Source organism: Clostridium sp. AM33-3 (assembly GCF_003480315.1).
In the GTDB taxonomy this organism is placed as follows: domain Bacteria; phylum Bacillota; class Clostridia; order Lachnospirales; family Lachnospiraceae; genus Brotaphodocola.
On the sequence record NZ_QUIV01000002.1, the window covers coordinates 183,170 to 200,078 of the forward strand.

General features: G+C 50.0%; 21 protein-coding genes. 14 read left to right on the top strand and 7 right to left on the bottom strand.

The window, feature by feature from the left end:
* Positions 1 to 29: 29 nt before the first annotated feature.
* On the bottom strand, positions 30 to 359 hold the full coding sequence (locus tag DW819_RS02105; protein ID WP_177303823.1) for a cupin domain-containing protein: 330 nt from the start codon (positions 357 to 359) through the stop codon (positions 30 to 32).
* Positions 360 to 755: 396 nt separating this feature from the next.
* On the opposite strand from DW819_RS02105, the gene DW819_RS02110 reads away from it, so the two are divergent.
* The 13 genes from DW819_RS02110 to DW819_RS02170 all read left to right on the top strand — a co-directional run bounded on the left by DW819_RS02110 (position 756) and on the right by DW819_RS02170 (position 9,965).
* Positions 756 to 1,598 (top strand): malic enzyme-like NAD(P)-binding protein, encoded by an 843-nt coding sequence (locus tag DW819_RS02110; RefSeq protein ID WP_118731852.1) that lies wholly within the window; start codon positions 756 to 758, stop codon positions 1,596 to 1,598.
* A 299-nt stretch (positions 1,599 to 1,897) separates the two neighbouring features.
* On the top strand, positions 1,898 to 2,335 hold the full coding sequence (locus DW819_RS02115; protein ID WP_207665289.1) for an AtpZ/AtpI family protein: 438 nt from the start codon (positions 1,898 to 1,900) through the stop codon (positions 2,333 to 2,335).
* Complete coding sequence (locus tag DW819_RS02120; RefSeq protein WP_118731854.1) at positions 2,319 to 2,783, top strand: hypothetical protein; 465 nt, start codon at positions 2,319 to 2,321, stop codon at positions 2,781 to 2,783. Before DW819_RS02115 ends, DW819_RS02120 begins: the two co-directional genes overlap by 17 nt.
* A 19-nt stretch (positions 2,784 to 2,802) precedes the next feature.
* Positions 2,803 to 3,504: a F0F1 ATP synthase subunit A gene (atpB, locus tag DW819_RS02125; protein ID WP_118544255.1), complete on the top strand. Its 702-nt coding sequence runs from the start codon at positions 2,803 to 2,805 to the stop codon at positions 3,502 to 3,504.
* A gap of 26 nt (positions 3,505 to 3,530) precedes the next feature.
* The gene (atpE, locus tag DW819_RS02130; protein ID WP_118544256.1) at positions 3,531 to 3,791 is read left to right on the top strand and encodes an ATP synthase F0 subunit C; all 261 of its coding nucleotides are present in this window, start codon (positions 3,531 to 3,533) and stop codon (positions 3,789 to 3,791) included.
* Positions 3,792 to 3,879: 88 nt separating this feature from the next.
* A complete protein-coding gene (gene atpF, locus DW819_RS02135; RefSeq protein WP_118533134.1) occupies positions 3,880 to 4,395 on the top strand; it encodes a F0F1 ATP synthase subunit B in 516 nt (171 codons plus the stop codon).
* Positions 4,383 to 4,931 carry an ATP synthase F1 subunit delta gene (atpH, locus tag DW819_RS02140; protein ID WP_118731855.1) on the top strand — a complete coding sequence of 183 codons (549 nt, stop codon included), beginning with the start codon at positions 4,383 to 4,385 and terminating at the stop codon, positions 4,929 to 4,931. Before atpF ends, atpH begins: the two co-directional genes overlap by 13 nt.
* Before the next feature lie 21 nt (positions 4,932 to 4,952).
* Complete coding sequence (gene atpA, locus DW819_RS02145; RefSeq protein WP_118731856.1) at positions 4,953 to 6,455, top strand: F0F1 ATP synthase subunit alpha; 1,503 nt, start codon at positions 4,953 to 4,955, stop codon at positions 6,453 to 6,455.
* 19 nt (positions 6,456 to 6,474) lie between these two features.
* Complete coding sequence (gene atpG, locus DW819_RS02150; RefSeq protein WP_118731857.1) at positions 6,475 to 7,338, top strand: ATP synthase F1 subunit gamma; 864 nt, start codon at positions 6,475 to 6,477, stop codon at positions 7,336 to 7,338.
* Between the two features lie 85 nt (positions 7,339 to 7,423).
* Positions 7,424 to 8,815: a F0F1 ATP synthase subunit beta gene (atpD, locus tag DW819_RS02155; protein WP_118533142.1), complete on the top strand. Its 1,392-nt coding sequence runs from the start codon at positions 7,424 to 7,426 to the stop codon at positions 8,813 to 8,815.
* 11 nt (positions 8,816 to 8,826) lie between these two features.
* Positions 8,827 to 9,225, top strand: a complete 399-nt coding sequence (gene atpC, locus DW819_RS02160; RefSeq protein ID WP_118731858.1) for an ATP synthase F1 subunit epsilon — start codon at positions 8,827 to 8,829, stop codon at positions 9,223 to 9,225.
* Positions 9,226 to 9,415: 190 nt separating this feature from the next.
* On the top strand, positions 9,416 to 9,664 hold the full coding sequence (locus tag DW819_RS02165; RefSeq protein ID WP_118731859.1) for a type II toxin-antitoxin system prevent-host-death family antitoxin: 249 nt from the start codon (positions 9,416 to 9,418) through the stop codon (positions 9,662 to 9,664).
* 1 nt (position 9,665) lies between these two features.
* On the top strand, positions 9,666 to 9,965 hold the full coding sequence (locus DW819_RS02170) for a type II toxin-antitoxin system RelE/ParE family toxin (protein ID WP_118731860.1): 300 nt from the start codon (positions 9,666 to 9,668) through the stop codon (positions 9,963 to 9,965).
* A 76-nt stretch (positions 9,966 to 10,041) separates the two neighbouring features.
* Here the strand turns inward: DW819_RS02170 and DW819_RS02175 are convergent, their stop codons facing one another.
* The 6 genes from DW819_RS02175 to DW819_RS02195 form a co-directional block, all read right to left on the bottom strand.
* A complete protein-coding gene (locus tag DW819_RS02175; protein ID WP_118731861.1) occupies positions 10,042 to 10,401 on the bottom strand; it encodes a cupin domain-containing protein in 360 nt (119 codons plus the stop codon).
* Between the two features lie 111 nt (positions 10,402 to 10,512).
* The gene (locus tag DW819_RS02180; protein ID WP_118731862.1) at positions 10,513 to 11,211 is read right to left on the bottom strand and encodes a response regulator transcription factor; all 699 of its coding nucleotides are present in this window, start codon (positions 11,209 to 11,211) and stop codon (positions 10,513 to 10,515) included.
* Positions 11,204 to 13,216 (bottom strand): DUF4118 domain-containing protein, encoded by a 2,013-nt coding sequence (locus DW819_RS02185; RefSeq protein WP_118731863.1) that lies wholly within the window; start codon positions 13,214 to 13,216, stop codon positions 11,204 to 11,206. Before DW819_RS02185 ends, DW819_RS02180 begins: the two co-directional genes overlap by 8 nt.
* 48 nt (positions 13,217 to 13,264) lie before the next feature.
* Entirely contained in the window at positions 13,265 to 13,438 is a 174-nt protein-coding gene (locus DW819_RS15555; RefSeq protein WP_177303832.1) for a hypothetical protein, read from the bottom strand.
* Positions 13,439 to 13,454: 16 nt separating this feature from the next.
* Entirely contained in the window at positions 13,455 to 14,102 is a 648-nt protein-coding gene (locus tag DW819_RS02190; protein ID WP_118731864.1) for a TrkA family potassium uptake protein, read from the bottom strand.
* Between the two features lie 19 nt (positions 14,103 to 14,121).
* Positions 14,122 to 15,453 carry a potassium transporter TrkG gene (locus DW819_RS02195; protein ID WP_118731865.1) on the bottom strand — a complete coding sequence of 444 codons (1,332 nt, stop codon included), beginning with the start codon at positions 15,451 to 15,453 and terminating at the stop codon, positions 14,122 to 14,124.
* Between the two features lie 235 nt (positions 15,454 to 15,688).
* Here DW819_RS02195 and DW819_RS02200 point away from each other — a divergent pair, with 235 nt between their 5' ends.
* A complete protein-coding gene (locus DW819_RS02200; protein WP_118731866.1) occupies positions 15,689 to 16,804 on the top strand; it encodes a DUF3810 domain-containing protein in 1,116 nt (371 codons plus the stop codon).
* Positions 16,805 to 16,909 lie beyond the last annotated feature (105 nt).

Sequence of the window (16,909 nt, forward strand, 5' to 3'; positions counted from 1 at the left end):
TTTCCAGTTGAATCTTTTTTTCTCAACAACTAAAATACCACAACCAGCAGCATCTTAAACTGCTCCTGTCCATACACGGCATGCGGATGCTTTGCCGGCATAATGATGGATTCCCCTTCGTGCAGTTCATATGCCTTGCCGTCGATGGTGATGCGGCCAACGCCGTCTAAGCAGGTCACGAATGCGTCACCGCCGGATTCGTGGGTGCTGATCTCCTCGTCCTTGTCGAACGCGAAGAGGGTAACGCTTAAGGCATCGTTCTGGGCGAGAGTCTTGCTGACTACCTGGCCTTTCTGGTAGGAAACCTCATCCTTTAATGTGAGAACCTGGGACTTGTCGATATTTTTGATAAAGCTCATGATGATAAACCTCCTTGAATGTTGGATAAAATCTGCCCGTAACTGTTTTATGCTAGCAGTTACATATGACTCTATTATAAACGCAATAGCAAAGAAAATCCGTTGTCCAGGCAACAAAATGTTGAAATAGAAGCTATGCTGCAAAATTTGTTGTTTGTGCGATATATGAGCAGTGACGAAAACATTCCTTTCTGTCAGGTTGACGCCTTTTCTACTTTGCATTAGAATGAAACCAGCTGTAACGCATCAGAAAACCAGAATGGCAGATCTATTGGCACCGTTACGCGGTCAGGCGCATGCGGGACGGCAATGCCAGATTCTGACAGAAAGTTAACAGCCGTTTTGGAAAAATTGATGTGAATGTAGAAAATTTAACAAACACAGGAAGACAAACTGGTGGATAAGAAGCAGCTTGCAATTGAAAAACACAAAGAATGGAAGGGAAAAATTGAGGTCATTTCCCGTGCGAAGGTTACAACTCCGGAGGAGCTGTCCATCGCCTACACCCCGGGCGTGGCAGAGCCGTGCCTGCTGATCGCAGAGGATGAGGACAAGGCTTACGATTATACCCGTAAAGGCAATCTGGTTGCTGTCATCACAGACGGAACCGCAGTGCTGGGACTTGGCGATATCGGACCGTCTGCTGGTATGCCGGTTATGGAAGGAAAGTGCGCACTCTTTAAAACATTTGCAGATGTAGACGCATTTCCGCTGTGTGTGGATTCCAAGGATGTGGACACCATCGTCAATACCATTGCCCTGATCTCCAAGAGCTTTGGCGGCATCAACCTGGAGGATATTGCAGCTCCGCGTTGTTTTGAGATTGAGAAAAAGCTGAAAGAGCGCTGTGACATTCCGGTCTTCCACGATGACCAGCACGGTATTGTATTTGCCATGGCAAACCCGGTTCCGGAGATCATGCCGGATGAGGCAAAAGCAGGCGGTGCAGCCGTAGTTGGTACCGGACGTTCTGATTATCCGAACCAGATCAACAATGTGCTGGTATTCCCGGGACTCTTCAAGGGCGTTCTTGCAGTACGTGCGAAAGACATTACCGAGAAGATGAAGATCGCGGCAGCGCATGCGATTGCTTCCGTCATTCCGGAGGAGGAACTGAATGCAGAATATGTTATTCCGTCTTCCTTTGACAAGAGAGTTGCCCTGGCAGTGGCCAATGCCGTAGCGAAGGCGGCAGTGGAGGAGGGCATCAACCGTGTGCCGTATGAAGAAATTAAATAAAAAAGGATAGCCCAAAACTTATATTAAGATAAGAAGAAACTTATTTAGGCAGAAAATCGTTAAAACCGTCACATTTTTCGAGTGTGACGGTTTTTTTGGTATAAATGTGCATTAAACTGGCAAGTATGACAATTTTTCTCAGTTATTTCTGTGAAAATGTTCGATAAAAAAATGACATAAATATTTGCAATGTGCAAGATTCACTATTTTTCAACGAAACATCTATTCATAATGGACAAAGTTAAAAAATTTGGGTATAATAGATGTTACATGCAAAAATGCAGAAAGAGGTGGGAACAGTGCATTATAAGAGAAGCGTATTCCGAAGTCTTGCCATGGTGACGCAGCTTGGTTTCAGTGTGCTGACGCCGATCCTCCTCTGTGTTTACACAGGTTATCTGGTGGATTCCCATTTTGGGACGAAGCTCATGGTGCCGATGCTGATCCTGGGTGTTCTGGCAGGCGGACGCTGCGGCTGGGTCATGGCGAGAAATACTCTTTTGCAGGAGCAGAAAGAGGATGAGCGCTTACGGCAGCAGCAGAGTGCAGGGCAGGGACGAAGCGGAATCAGCAAACCAAAACAGCCAAGCCGCATTTTGCGTGAGGGCAGCCAGACAGAAAACGGCACAGCCGGTCGGTCGGGCAGCATGCATGCAGAAACTGGCAGTATGCAGAACATGGAAACAGATGCTGGACAGACAGTAAAGGAGGCAGATCACAATGGAATGGCTGAGTAAGTCAACAAAGCGGCTGCTTGCGGAGATGTCAGCCGGAATCATTTTTTACAATATGATTCTGGTGATCCTGGCGCTGGTGATGCTTCCAAGGGTTTCTTATCCGGTGGTCCCGGTAGTACTGGGACTGGTGGTGGGAGCTGCAGGAGCCATCTGCATGCTGATCCATATGGCAGTGACGACCGAGCGGGTGCTGGACAGCAAAAGTGAAAGCTACGCAAACAAATATACGGTAGCGCAGGGAATGTTGCGCAAGCTGGTATTGGTTGCGGCCTTTCTGATCTGCTGGAAAGTGCTTAAGATCGATCTTCTGGCAGCAGTGATCGGAGCCATGGGCATGAAAGCAGGCGCATACCTGCAGCCACTGGTTCACAGAATTTCCGGTGGAAAAGAACCGGAAGCTTCTGCGCACGCAGATACTTCCGACAATGACCGGCCGGGGATATCATGAGAGAAAGGAGGAACCGTGAATGGGAATGCTGATTTCCAATGAGCCTGACTTTATGATACATGGGGTACTGAAGTATCAGTTATTTGGTCAGGACTTCTGGATCACAACAACGACCATAGGCATGTGGATCATCACAGCACTGATCCTGATCCTTGCGGTACTGGCGAACCGGACCCTCAAAAAGGCAACGGACCAGCCGGGAACATTTCAGAATGTGCTGGAGATGGCCTATGAGGCACTGCAGGGCATGACGGCAGGTATTCTGGGAGGCAATGCAAGACGTTTCATCAACTACATCGGAACGATCTTTGTATTTATCCTCTTCTGTAACCTGAGCGGACTGTTAGGCCTTCGTGCTCCGACAGCCGACTATGGCGTTACTTTCCTGCTTGGTATGTTTACCTTCTTCATTGTAAACTACCAGGGCATCAAGAACAGGGGCGTAAGACATTTTACCAGCCTGTTTGAGCCGACCCCGATCTTGTTTCCGATCAACCTGATCGGTGAGATCGCGAACCCGATTTCCATTTCCCTGCGTCTGTTTGCAAACCTGCTGTCAGGCGTTATCATTATGGGATTATGGTATGGCATGATGCCGATCTTTACCAATATCGGTATTCCGGCGGCACTTCATGTTTATTGTGATGTATTCTCCGGTGCGATCCAGACATACGTATTCTGTATGCTGACCATGGTATACATCAACGACAAAATGGAATAAAATTTATTTTTTAGGAGGACTTAACTATGAATGGTATCTCAGGACAGGACTTTATCTTTGGTTGTTCCGCAATCGGCGCTGGTCTGGCAATGATCGCCGGTATCGGACCTGGTGTAGGACAGGGTATCGCAGCTGGTCACGGTGCTGCAGCAGTAGGTCGTAACCCGGGCGCAAAATCCGACATCACTTCCACCATGCTTCTTGGTCAGGCAGTAGCAGAGACCACCGGTCTGTACGGTCTGGTTGTAGCGATCATCCTGATGTTCGTTAAGCCGTTCGGCGCATAAGAAGAACGGACATTGCGCAGGCACGCGGCGGACAGCAGTGTTTTGCGGCGGAGCGCGCAATGAATTATAACGAAAGGAGGCGTAAGACTTGGACAGACTGATAGGATTTGATCCGCAGCTTCTGCATGACGCAGTGCTGACCGGTATCAACATCTTCATTTTATTCTTTGCATTGTCCTATCTGCTTTTCAATCCGGTGCGTGATGTGCTGGAAAAGAGAAAACAGAAGATTGCCGGCGAGCTGGCATCTGCTGCGGAAGACAAATCTTCAGCAGAGGCTATGAAGGCTGAGTATGAGGCAAAATTAAGAGACGTGAACAAAGAAGCTGAGAGCATTCTGGAGACTGCACGGCGTAAAGCCAAAGCCCGTGAGGAGGAAATGCTCGATGAAGCCAAGGCCGAAGCAGCCAGAATCATTGAGCGGGCTAACCGCGAGGTTGAGCTGGAGAAGAAGAAAGCTCTCGATGACATGAAACAGGAGATCGTAGACATCGCCGCATTCATGGCAGAGAAGGTTGTTGGAAACTCCATCGATGTTAAGATTCAGGATGCTTTGATTGATGAGACTTTGAAGGAAATGGGTGAACATACATGGCAAAGCTAGTTTCAAAGGTGTACGGCGATGCATTGTTTGAGACAGCCATGGAAAAAGAGCTTGTGGATACTTTCTACGAGGAAACATCTGCTTTGCTCCCCATTTTACAGGCCAACCCAGAGCTCTTTTCCGTTCTCGGAAATCCGCAGATCGTAAAAGAAGAGAAGGTTGCCTTATTACATCAGGTCTTTTCCGGAAAGATTGCGGAGGAGCTGATGGGCTTCTTGAGCATCATTGTTGAGAAAGACAGACAGAACGAGATGATCTCGATTCTGGAATATTTCATCCAGAGGGTGAAGGAATTCAAAAAGATCGGAGCTGCTTATGTGACCAGCGCAGTGGAGCTGGGCAGGGAGCAGAAGGCCGCTTTGGAAAAAAGACTGCTTGAGACCACCGGTTACGTGCAGTTTGAAATGCACTACGATGTGGATATGTCCCTTCTTGGGGGCATGGTCATCCGCATCGGAGATCGCGTAGTAGACAGCAGCATCAAGACAAGGCTTTACGAGCTGAAGAAGGAGTTATCCGCGCTTCAGCTGGCATAATAAGTCGGAAAGGAACAGACAATGAATTTGAGACCAGAAGAAATCAGTTCGGTAATCAAAGAACAGATTGCAAAGTATTCTACCAAACTGGAAGTCTCTGATGTCGGCACCGTTATCACGGTTGCGGACGGTATCGCTCGAGTTCATGGACTGGAGAAAGCCATGCAGGGTGAGCTTCTGGAATTCCCGGGAGAAGTATACGGCATGGTCCAGAACCTGGAGGAAGACAACGTAGGTGTCGTTCTCTTAGGTGATACCAGGAACATCAGTGAGGGAGATATCGTTAAGACAACCGGCCGCGTGGTTGAGGTCCCGGTAGGCGATGCCATGACCGGACGAGTTGTCAACGCGTTAGGTATGCCGATTGACGGCAAGGGCCCGATCGAGACTGACAAATTCCGCCGTGTTGAGCGTGTTGCTCACGGCGTAATCGAAAGAAAATCTGTAGACACCCCGTTACAGACCGGTATCAAGGCAATTGACGCCATGATCCCGATCGGCCGCGGCCAGCGAGAGCTGATCATCGGTGACCGTCAGACCGGTAAGACCGCCATCGCGATCGATACCATCATCAACCAGAAGGGTCAGGGCGTTCACTGTATCTACGTTGCAATCGGTCAGAAAGCATCTACCGTTGCCAACATTGTAAGAACCTTAGAGGAGTTCGGCGCTATGGACTACACCACCATCGTAGTTTCCACAGCATCCGACCTGGCTCCGTTACAGTATATCGCACCATATTCCGGATGTGCGATCGGCGAGGAGTGGATGGAAAACGGAGAGGACGTACTGGTAGTCTATGATGACTTAACCAAGCACGCTGCCGCTTATCGTACCCTCTCCCTTCTTCTGAAGAGACCGCCGGGACGTGAGGCTTATCCGGGTGACGTATTCTACCTGCACTCCAGACTGCTGGAGCGCGCATCCCGTTTGTCTGATGACTTGGGCGGCGGTTCCTTAACTGCTCTGCCGATCATCGAGACTCAGGCGGGCGATGTATCCGCATACATCCCGACCAACGTAATTTCCATTACCGATGGTCAGATCTACCTTGAGACTGAGATGTTCAACTCCGGTTTCCGTCCGGCTATCAACGCTGGTCTGTCCGTATCCCGAGTAGGCGGCGCGGCACAGATCAAGGCAATCAAGAAGATTGCAGCGCCGATCCGTGTGGAACTGGCACAGTACCGCGAGCTGGCAAGCTTCGCCCAGTTCGGCTCCGAGCTGGATGCAGCAACCACCGAGCAGCTGGCACAGGGCGAGCGCATCCGTGAAGTCTTAAAACAGCCTCAGTACCAGCCGATGCCGGTTGAGTACCAGGTAATCATCATTTACGCAGCAACCAGAAAGCATCTTCTTGATATTCCGGTTGCAGATGTGCTGGCATTTGAGAAAGACTTATTCAAATACATTGACAGCAAGTACCCGGAGATCCCGGCAGCAATCCGCGATACCAGGGTTCTGTCCGAGGATACCGAGGCTCTGCTTGTAAAAGCAATCAAAGAGTGCAAAGAGCAGCGCTAGATAAGGCAGGTGAACGATCATGGCATCGATGAGAGATATTAAACGCAGAAAAGCAAGTATCCAGAGCACCGGCCAGATTACCAAAGCCATGAAGCTGGTTTCTACAGTCAAGCTGCAGAAATCCAGACAGAAAGCAGAAGGCTCCAAGCCTTATTTCGACTTGATGTATGAGACGATCTCTTCCATGCTGAAAAAGTCAGGAACCATCGACCACAAATACCTGCGGGCAGGTGCCACGGATGGAAAAGCGGTCATTGCGATCACTTCCAACCGCGGTCTTGCCGGTGGCTACAATAACAACATTGTCAAGCTCATCGCAGGAAATGAGGCGCTGACTCCGGAGAAGACCCGGGTATACGCCATTGGCCGCAAGGGCCGTGACGGACTGGCTAAGAAGGGTTACGAGATTGCCGAGGATTATTCCGAGGTCATCGACGAGCCAGCCTACCAGGATGCGGCAGATCTCACAAAAGAGCTGCTGGCCGCATTCGGCCGTGGGGAGATCGGTGAGATCTATCTTGCATACACTTCCTTTAAGAACACCGTGGTTCATATTCCGAAGCTCATCAGGCTCCTTCCGTTTACCATGGAAGAGAACGGCGAGAGCGAGGCTTCGAAAGCCGAAGCCCTCATGAATTATGAGCCGAGCGAGGAAGAAGTGCTGGATATGATCATCCCGAAATATATGAGCAGTCTGATCTTTGGTGCGCTGCAGGAAGCAGTTGCCAGTGAAAATGGTGCGCGTATGACCGCCATGGATTCGGCAACCAACAATGCAGAAGAGATGCTGGGCAAGTTAGAGCTGCAGTACAACCGTGCGCGTCAGGGTTCCATTACCCAGGAGCTTACGGAGATCATTGCAGGCGCAAATGCGATCAATTAATCCGTTTTGGCGGGGCCTGGTGCTCTGCTGAAGCGATCGCGCTCCAAGGAGTGCATTCGAGAAAGAATTATGAAGGAGAAGCAAGATGGCAGAACAAAATACTGGTAAGATCACACAGATCATCGGTGCGGTCATGGATATCAAGTTCTCCCAGGGCAAGATTCCGGAAATCAACGAGGCAATCAGAGTTCCGCTGGAAGATGGCGGCAGCCTGACCGTTGAGGTTGCACAGGATCTTGGTGACGATACCGTAAGATGTATCGCAATGGGAACCACCGATGGTCTGAGACGTGGTATGGACGCCATTGCAACCGGCGCGCCGATTTCCGTACCGGTTGGTGAGAATACGCTGGGCCGTATTTTCAATGTACTGGGCGAGCCAATTGACAATAAAGAAAAGCCACAGGTGGAAGAATACCTTCCAATCCACAGAAAAGCTCCTACCTTCGAGGAACAGTCTACCCAGACTGAGATCCTTGAGACCGGTATCAAAGTCGTAGACCTGCTCTGCCCTTATCAGAAGGGTGGTAAAATCGGTCTGTTCGGCGGTGCCGGTGTAGGTAAGACCGTCCTGATCCAGGAGCTGATTCGTAACATCGCTACCGAGCACGGCGGATATTCCGTATTCACCGGTGTAGGTGAGCGTACCCGTGAGGGTAATGACCTTTACTACGAGATGACCGAGTCTGGCGTTATCAATAAGACCACCATGGTATTCGGTCAGATGAACGAGCCGCCGGGAGCACGTATGAGAGTCGGCCTGACCGGGCTTACTATGGCTGAGTACTTCCGTGATAAAGGTGGTAAGGATGTCCTGTTATTCATCGACAACATCTTCCGTTTCACCCAGGCAGGTTCTGAAGTATCCGCTCTGCTTGGACGTATGCCGTCCGCAGTAGGTTACCAGCCGACTCTGCAGACAGAGATGGGTGCTCTTCAGGAGCGTATCACCTCTACCAAGAACGGTTCCATCACTTCCGTACAGGCAGTTTACGTGCCGGCCGATGACTTAACCGACCCGGCTCCGGCAAACACCTTCGCACATCTGGATGCAACCACGGTATTAAGCCGTGCCATTGTAGAGCAGGGTATTTACCCGGCAGTAGACCCGCTGGAGTCCACCTCCCGTATCCTCGACCCGCGTGTTGTAGGTGAGGAGCATTACAAGGTAGCCCGCGGCGTGCAGGAGGTTTTGCAGAAGTACAAAGAGCTGCAGGATATCATCGCCATGTTAGGTATGGATGAGCTTTCCGAGGAAGATAAGCTGACCGTATCCCGCGCACGTAAGATCCAGAGATTCTTATCTCAGCCGTTCTTCGTAGCAGGACAGTTTACCGGTTTGGAAGGCCGTTATGTACCGTTGAGCGAGACCATTCAGGGCTTCAAGGAGATCCTGGAAGGTAAGCATGATGACATTCCGGAGCAGTATTTCCTGAATGCAGGTAATATCGATGACGTTCTTGCCCGTGTGAAATAGGGGGTACGTCTATGGCTGATGGAATGAAATTAAAGGTTGTCACCCCGACCGGCGGTTTCTACGACGGAAAAGTCTCCATGGTAGAGCTAACTACTACCGAGGGTGAGATCGGTATATACCCGAACCACATTCCGCTGACTGCTGTAGTAGCGCCGGGTGTCCTCAAAATCCATGAGGACGGCAGTGAAAAGGAAGCAGCGCTGATGTCCGGATTCATCACCATTCTGCCGGAGCAGGTGACTGTCATGGCAGAGGTTGTAGAGTGGCCGGATGAGATTGACTTTGCGCGTGCAGAGGAAGCACGTTCCCGTGCGGAGCGCCGCCTTGCAAGCCATGAAGCTGATCTGGATGCAGCGCGTGCGGAAGCAGCGCTGAAGCGCGCAATGGTGCGTTTGAAATTGAAACACTAAAGATAAAAGTCCCACAGAAAGCAGTATGCATGTGCTGTTTCTGTGGGACTTTTTAAATGTGATTGCCGGGGGTAGAAACGATATGATGAAATATCTTTTTGCTGTAAAAATTCACGTTGAATTTTACGGCTTTTTGCGTATAATAGAAGTAGTAGAAACAATGAAAGTCAGTGGAAGGAGCTGAAAGAATATGGCAAATATTTTACCAGTGTCTGATTTGAGAAATTATAATGAAGTCCTGAAAAACTGTCACAAAGGAGAGCCGGTATATTTGACCAAGAATGGCAGAGGACGTTTTGTAGTTATGGATTTTGAAGATTACGAGCGTGACCGCGCGGAGAAAAAACTTCTGATGAAACTGCAGGAAGCCGAAGAAGCAGTGAAAGACGGTGAAGGCTGGCTGGATCTGGATGAATTGAAAGCACTTGTGGGGGAATAAGATGTTAAAACTGCGGATCAATCCGATTGTTGTAAAAGATCTGAAGAATATCCGGGATTATATTGCTGAAGATAACGAAGCATATGCGGCAAAGACCATAAAGGAAATTTACGGTAAATTTGAAAATATTCAGATATTTCCAGGAATAGGATCAGATCTTTCAAAACGAGTCAGCTTTCGGACAGATTATAAATATGCAATATGGGAAGATTATGTAATTATCTACAAGGTCGGAAACGAATATGTGGAAATTTATCGAGTAATCAACCGATATCAGGATATTAAGAGAATCTTTGATTGAGAACACCGTTTAGTGCATAGTGAGAGACAAGCGTGTAAAAAACGGAGCGTTAGCAACTCGCTAACGCTCCGTTTTCCTATTCGTATAAAAATCCCGGCTCATTGTAGATCAGAGCCATGAACTCTACATCCTCATTGGAATTATTTTCAATGCTGTGGAACTGTCCGACCTCGATGATACAGCAGTCGCCAGGGCCAACCTTGGTGACGGACTTGTCGTTGTCGATGAAGTCAGCCTGTCCCTTTAAAATGTAATACGGCTCGGTGTCATGGACGTGCTGGTGCCAGCCTACGCTTGCGCCCGGAGGAAGTACCACCCTCGCGTACATTCTGCCGTGACCTAAAAACTCTTCTTTGGAAATGATGTGATGAACGTAAGCAGTGCCCTTGCCGCCGCCTAAGTGTTCCACCGCAACTGTGTTTTCTTTGCGAACCATAATTTCAGCCTCCTTAGTCTGTGATGCCGTAACTGCCAGGTGTTTCACAGTTACGCGTTATCAAAAGTATATCCCAAATTGAAACAAAATGAAATATAAAATTATGGAAGATTACAGCCGCAGCATCCGGTATCCGACTCCGATGTGGGTCTGGATCTGCTGGGGCGCGCCCGGAGCGGATTCCAGTTTTTTGCGGAGCGTTGCCATAAAGACCCGGAGAGAGGCTACATCGCTTTTAAAACTGCTCCCCCATACATGCTCAGTGATATAGGTGTGGGTCAGGACCTTTCCCACGTTGCGGGCCATCAGGCACAGAAGCTTGTATTCGGTGGGGGTCAGGGACAGCGGTTCCTCATTTAAGCAGGCGCATCCGGCAGAAAAATCAATCTTCAGGGGGCCGTTGACAAACACGGAATCCTGGGCGGACATGGTTCCCTGCATGAAGCTTAAGCGGCGTTGGGTCACGCGCAGGCGGGCCAGAAGCTCATCAACAGAAAAGGGCTTGGTCAGGTAGTCATCTGCCCCATTATCTAGTGCCTCGATCTTGTCCGTATCTTCGCTGCGGGCGCTGATGACGATGATGGGCGTGATGCTCCAGCTGCGGATCTGCCGGATGATGTCGATTCCGTCCATATCCGGAAGTCCCAGGTCCAGCAGAATGATATCCGGATTGTGGGAAGATGCTTCGATCAGCGCAGTTTCTCCGTTTGCTGCGGTCAGAAAGCGGTAATCATGCAGCTTTAAAGTGGTGGTGATCAGATTGCGGACGGGTGCATCGTCCTCCACAACCAGAATCAGCGGTTTATTCATGGATAGTTACCTCCTCGCAGGGTAATGTAAAGGTAAAGATACAGCCAGAGGGCGTGTTGTCAGAGACGGAAATTTCTCCTCCATGGGCCCGGATGATGGAGCGGCATAAACAGAGTCCAAGTCCCAGACTGCGGCGGCTGTCCGCAATGCGGTTTGCACCGGTATAGCACATATCAAAGACAAACGGCTTTGCCTCATCCGGAATGCCCGGACCGTCATCCGTGACACGGATCCGCACGTCGGATTCCAGCTTATCCGTCAGAATCTGGATCCGGCTGCCCTTTTGTGTGTATTTGATGGCATTATCCACAAGGTTGATGATGACCTGCACAATGAGCCGGGCATCCATGCGGGCAAGCAGAAAATCATCGGTGCTTTCTGCTGTAATGCTATGTTCAACGCTTTGACGGCTGACATGACGGAGCGCTTCGGAAATGACCTCGCTGACCAGTTCGGTTTCCATGCGTAGGTTCATGCGGCCATCTTCAATACGGGTGACAGCCAGCAGATTTTCTACCAGATTGATCAGCCACATGGAATCGTCGTAGATGTCCGCGTAGATCTGCAGCCGGGTGGCCTCATCGATGGCGGAATGGTTGGAGAGCAGGTTGCTGGCATTGCCGGATATGGCAGTCAGCGGGGTGCGCAGATCATGGGAGATGGTACGCAGCAGATTGGCTCGGAGCCGTTCCTTTTCCATCAGAAGCGCTGCCTGCTCCTTTTCCCGGATATTCTGGCGGTTTTCCATGGCCAGGGCGCCCTCTCCCAGTATGGAAACCAGAACGCTGTATTCAAAGGAATCCATGGGATGCTCTCCGGCTTCCATGCCGGCAACTCCATAGACAGCGTTCTGTACCCGGATGGCCAGATAATGGCACAGAGCATCCGGAAAGGTGTCGGTATAGGCACCGGCCCGTTTATTGTGAGCCAGAACCCACAGGGCAACCTCCCGCTCCCCGGGGCAGGTCAGAAATTCGGATTTTTCTGCGGAAGCAGGATCCGGGGAGAGGATGGGAGTTCCTAATGTCCCATGCTGAACCGGATAAATGATAATGTGTTTTCCGAGTAATTTTTGGATCTGGGAAATCAGGGTATTCAGGATGGCTTTGTCGGTTTCTGCTTTTTGCAGAAGCTGGTTGGTGTCAAACAGGACCTTGGTGCGGTAGGCCAGCTTGGCGGACTGGCGGGCGTGATCCTTCAGGCGGGTGGTCAGGGCACTGCTTAACAGGGCCACGGCAAACATCACAATAAAGGTGACCGGATAATCCTTTCCGTACACATGAAAGGTGAAGCGTGGAGTGGTAAAAAAATAGTTAAAAACAATAACGCTGCAGGCAGAAGCCAGCAGACTGCAGCTCCATCCGGTCGTGGCGATAGAGGCCAGCAGGACTCCGAGGATATAAAGCGTGATGATGTTTGCCTCAGACAGTCCGGCCTGGTAGAAGAAGAGGCCGGTCAGTGTCACGGAAATCAGAATGAAAATGGTACGCAGCAGATCTGTGGCCTGAATATGCCAGCCTGCGGACCGGAGATGCTTGTTGAGGTGGTAGCTGCTATGAACGGAGGCGGCATCCGGAATGATGTAGATATCCAGATTTGGCGCGATCTCAGTCAGCTTTTCTGTCAGGGACGGCTTGCTCCAGAGATGCTGCCGCCGGATATTGCTGCGGCCAAGGACAATTTTGGTAATATTGTTGAGGCGCGAAAATTCCGCGATCTGATAGGAAACATCGTCACCGTATACCGTTTCGATGGAGGCTCCAAGCTGCTCGGCCAGACGCATATGTTCTTTCAGACGGTTCTGATTTTCTTCGGACATGGCAGAATGATCAGGCGTCTGGACATAGAGTGCAGTCAGTGTGCCATGAAAAGCCTCGGCCATGCGGGCACCCGTCTGCACGATCCTTAAGTTTGAGGGTGCAGAAGAAAGACAGACAAGGATGTGTTCCCTCGTCTGTCTTTCGGGATGGGCGGTTTCAGGATGAATGGAAGCGTGTATTGTCATGGGAAAGTCCTCCGTTTACCCTTATCATAAAACGAATGGTCTGTGAAATCAATCCAAAGTATCATTCTCTTCAGGTATTGGCCTATCCGGGTCCGGCCGCTGCTGTTCCATGCGCAGATTCCCTTTGCGCAGCCGGTCCAGAATCTGGTCAATCCGGCTCATAAGCAGATAGATGAAGGTAAAAAACAGGATGAGAAGGAGAATCAGAATCAGATTTTCCATAAGATTACCTCCGAAATCAGATCCGGAAACATTTCTGCAGATCGCGGTAGCGGCCAAGGACCAGGATGGAGTCTCCTGCGCAAAAACTGGTCTGCGGTGTAACCGAATACTCAATTTTGCCATTATGGCGCACTCCGATGATGTTGATGCCATACTGCTTCCGGATGTCGATCTGCGAGACACTCATGCCGATCCACTGGTCAGGAAGATCGACTTCAAACAGATCATGATCTCCGTCAAGATCAACAAAATCCCGGATGTGGTTAGAGCTGCAGCGAATGGCGGTCCACTTGGCCAGCTGTTTTTCCGGGTAGACGACTTCATCCGCACCGTTGCGCAGCAGAAACTTGGCATGGACATCTCTGGCAGCCCGGGAGACAACCAGTCTGGCACCAAGCTCCTTTAAGAGCGATGTAGTTTCCAGAGAGCTTTGAAAGTCAGTTCCGATGGCAACAATGCAGACATCGAAATTGCGTACGCCCAGGGAAGAAAGAAAATCCTCCGAGGTGCTGTCACCAATCTGAGCGCTGGTCAGGAAAGGAAGAGCTTCGTTGACACGCACCTCATTATGATCGACTGCCATCACCTGGTGCCCCAGGGAATGCAGCTCCATGGCAATATGTTTTCCAAAACGGCCGAGGCCAATCAGTAAAATTGATTTCATAATCTTGCTCCTTTACGTGTTATCCTACAGTGATTTTTTCCAGCGGATATTTGCCAAACCGGATCCGGTGTCCGGACAATGCGGCGTAGATTAAAGTCAGTCCTCCGACTCTTCCCAGATACATCAGAATGATCAGGATGATCCGGGAGATACTTCCGAGTCCGGGAGTAATGCCGAAGCTGAGACCGACCGTGCCTACCGCTGAGGCTGTTTCAAACATACATGCCATCATGGGAAGCTCCTCTATGCGGCTGATGAGAAATGCGCCGGTCAGACAGAGACTGAGATACATCATCAGGATGGAGGCAGCATTTGCTACAGTTTCCGGGGCAATCCGGCGCTTAAACAGCTCCGGGTTTTCGTTCCGCCGAAAGACAGATACGGCAGTGGCGGTAAGAACTGCGAGGGTAGTGGTTTTCATGCCTCCTGCTGTAGAACCGGGACTTCCGCCGATGAGCATCAGAATAATGGTCAGCATCTGGCCGGATTCAGTGAGTTTACTGAAGTCTGCTGTGTTAAAACCGGCAGTTCGTGGAGTTACCGACTGAAACAAGGATAAAAGGATCCTGGTTCCAAAGCCTCCCTGTCGGAATTCTCCGAAATAAAAATAGAGGGCCGGCAACAGGATCAGGATAGCCGTGGTGGTTAAGATGACCTTGCTCTGCATCCGGTAACGGCTGAAATGCAGATGGTTACTGCGGATATCTTCCCAGGTCAGAAAGCCGATGCCGCCGATGATGATAAGTGCCATGATGACCAGGTTGACCAGTGGGTTTGCGGCATAAAGTGTGAGGGAAGAAAAGGGAATACGGATCCCCATCAGGTCGATCCCTGCGTTGCAGAAGGCGGAAATGGAATGGAACACGGCCATCCAGAGTCCGCGGATGGGGCCAAAATCTCTGCAAAATACAGGGGCCAGCAGAGCGGCACCGGACAGCTCGATCAGGAGCGTAGCCCGGATGATAAAGCCGGTCAGGCGCACAATGCCGCTCATCTTTGGTGCGGCCACGGCTTCCTGCATGGTACTGCGCTGCATCAGACCGATCTTGCGTCCGGAAACAATGGTGACTGCCGCAGCGACAGTTACGACTCCCATGCCGCCAATCTGGATCAGCACCAGGATCACAGCCTGACCGAAAACGGACCAGTAGGTACCGGTATCCACCACGATCAGACCCGTTACGCAGACGGAGGTGGTGGAGGTGAATAATGCACTTAAAAACGGAGTAACGCAGTGGGTGGCGGAGGAAACCGGCAGCATTAAAAGAAGTGCACCGGCCAGAATGACTCCGGCAAATCCCAGGACAATGATCTGAAAAGAATTTAATGGTTTTATGGAAAATGGTTTCATGGATACAGCTCCAATCTTCTGTCGGGTAGTGATACCGCTGTTTTTGTTAGTTCTATTATAGAAAAAAAGAGTTAAAGAGGGCACAAAGGTATTTTGCCCGGTATTAAGATGGTACAAAGATTCTGGCTCCTGCTTTTCTGTATTGTATGGAAAATAGTGAAAATATATAGTAAACTATAGTAAAAAGCATGCCGTTATTGGACAATATTTGAGGTACACATTTCAGGAGAGATTCATGAAAAAGAATAAGCGATATGGCAGTCAATATCTTGTAGCAGCAGGAATCTCCCTGCTGCTTCTGACAGCAGTATTTCAGCTTTCTGCCCGGACACTTCCGGGCTTTGGCACCTGGTATGCCCACCATATTTACCCGTGGATTGTGGAAAGTGTAGGCCGATTAACCGGGCTGCTGCCATTTTCTGTAGTGGAGATGGGTCTGTATGGTCTGCTGTGCCTGCTGTTTCTGGATGTGGTGCGACTGTCTATGGCGGCAATCCGTGCGGAACATGCTAAAATCCTGACAGTCATTGGCAGGCGGTGGCTTTTGATCGTCGGTGCGCTTCTGTTTTCCTATACCGTCAACTGCGGCATCAACTACTATGCATCCTCTTTTTCCTCTTACGCCGGTCTGGAGGATGGCACTTACACCGTGGAAGAGCTGGAGACCCTGTGCAGTGATCTGGTGGAGCTGGTCAATGAATCCGCAAAAACCGGTCGGCAGTCTTACCGGGAGCATCGCAGTGTCTGGCGGGCGGAAGCGGTAACAGCCATGCAGGCGGCGGGAGAACAATTCTCCTGTCTGGCCGGATTTTATCCAAAACCAAAGGAGGTTTTGGTATCCCAGATCCTTTCCGTGCAGCAGTTATGTGGGGTATATTCTCCGTTTACCGTGGAAGCAAATTTTAATGGAGATATGCCGGATTACAACGTGCCCCATACCCTTTGCCATGAGTTATCCCATCTGAAGGGCTTTATGCGGGAGGATGAGGCGAATTTTATCGGATATCTGGCCTGTATTTCATCAGAAAACGAAGTGTTTCGCTACAGCGGTTACCTGACCGGCTGGGTTTACGCGGGAAATGCCCTGGCGCGGGCAGACATGAAGCGTTACATAGAACTGACGAACCAGCTTTGCGAAGAAGCAAGGCAGGACCTGGATGAAAATTCGGATTTCTGGAACCGGTATGAAAGCAGGGTATCGGAGGCGGCAACCCGGATGAATGACACTTATCTGAAAATGAACTCCCAGGCCGACGGCATGAAAAGCTACGGAAGGATGGTGGACCTGATGTTATCCTACCGAAGAATACAGCAGCGATTTCTTAACGAAAACTTGATAAATTTGGATTAAACCAGTGGAAAACGCGAGAAAAATCGGCTATAATAAATTTCAGAATTAATGAACGGAAAATTTGAAAAGTCGCAATTTTTGTCGAATTTCCGACTCTATATTTTG

Excerpts from the sequence above, each read along its gene's own strand:
- DW819_RS02105 (WP_177303823.1), bottom strand. The coding sequence starts at position 359 with ATGAGCTTTATCAAAAATATCGACAAGTCCCAGGTTCTCACATTAAAG.
- DW819_RS02120 (WP_118731854.1), top strand. The coding sequence starts at position 2,319 with ATGGAATGGCTGAGTAAGTCAACAAAGCGGCTGCTTGCGGAGATGTCA.
- atpB (WP_118544255.1), top strand. The coding sequence starts at position 2,803 with ATGGGAATGCTGATTTCCAATGAGCCTGACTTTATGATACATGGGGTA.
- atpE (WP_118544256.1), top strand. The coding sequence starts at position 3,531 with ATGAATGGTATCTCAGGACAGGACTTTATCTTTGGTTGTTCCGCAATC.
- atpH (WP_118731855.1), top strand. The coding sequence starts at position 4,383 with ATGGCAAAGCTAGTTTCAAAGGTGTACGGCGATGCATTGTTTGAGACA.
- atpA (WP_118731856.1), top strand. The coding sequence starts at position 4,953 with ATGAATTTGAGACCAGAAGAAATCAGTTCGGTAATCAAAGAACAGATT.
- atpG (WP_118731857.1), top strand. The coding sequence starts at position 6,475 with ATGGCATCGATGAGAGATATTAAACGCAGAAAAGCAAGTATCCAGAGC.
- atpD (WP_118533142.1), top strand. The coding sequence starts at position 7,424 with ATGGCAGAACAAAATACTGGTAAGATCACACAGATCATCGGTGCGGTC.
- atpC (WP_118731858.1), top strand. The coding sequence starts at position 8,827 with ATGGCTGATGGAATGAAATTAAAGGTTGTCACCCCGACCGGCGGTTTC.
- DW819_RS02165 (WP_118731859.1), top strand. The coding sequence starts at position 9,416 with ATGGCAAATATTTTACCAGTGTCTGATTTGAGAAATTATAATGAAGTC.
- DW819_RS02170 (WP_118731860.1), top strand. The coding sequence starts at position 9,666 with ATGTTAAAACTGCGGATCAATCCGATTGTTGTAAAAGATCTGAAGAAT.
- DW819_RS02175 (WP_118731861.1), bottom strand. The coding sequence starts at position 10,401 with ATGGTTCGCAAAGAAAACACAGTTGCGGTGGAACACTTAGGCGGCGGC.
- DW819_RS02180 (WP_118731862.1), bottom strand. The coding sequence starts at position 11,211 with ATGAATAAACCGCTGATTCTGGTTGTGGAGGACGATGCACCCGTCCGC.
- DW819_RS02185 (WP_118731863.1), bottom strand. The coding sequence starts at position 13,216 with ATGACAATACACGCTTCCATTCATCCTGAAACCGCCCATCCCGAAAGA.
- DW819_RS15555 (WP_177303832.1), bottom strand. The coding sequence starts at position 13,438 with ATGGAAAATCTGATTCTGATTCTCCTTCTCATCCTGTTTTTTACCTTC.
- DW819_RS02190 (WP_118731864.1), bottom strand. The coding sequence starts at position 14,102 with ATGAAATCAATTTTACTGATTGGCCTCGGCCGTTTTGGAAAACATATT.
- DW819_RS02195 (WP_118731865.1), bottom strand. The coding sequence starts at position 15,453 with ATGAAACCATTTTCCATAAAACCATTAAATTCTTTTCAGATCATTGTC.
- DW819_RS02200 (WP_118731866.1), top strand. The coding sequence starts at position 15,689 with ATGAAAAAGAATAAGCGATATGGCAGTCAATATCTTGTAGCAGCAGGA.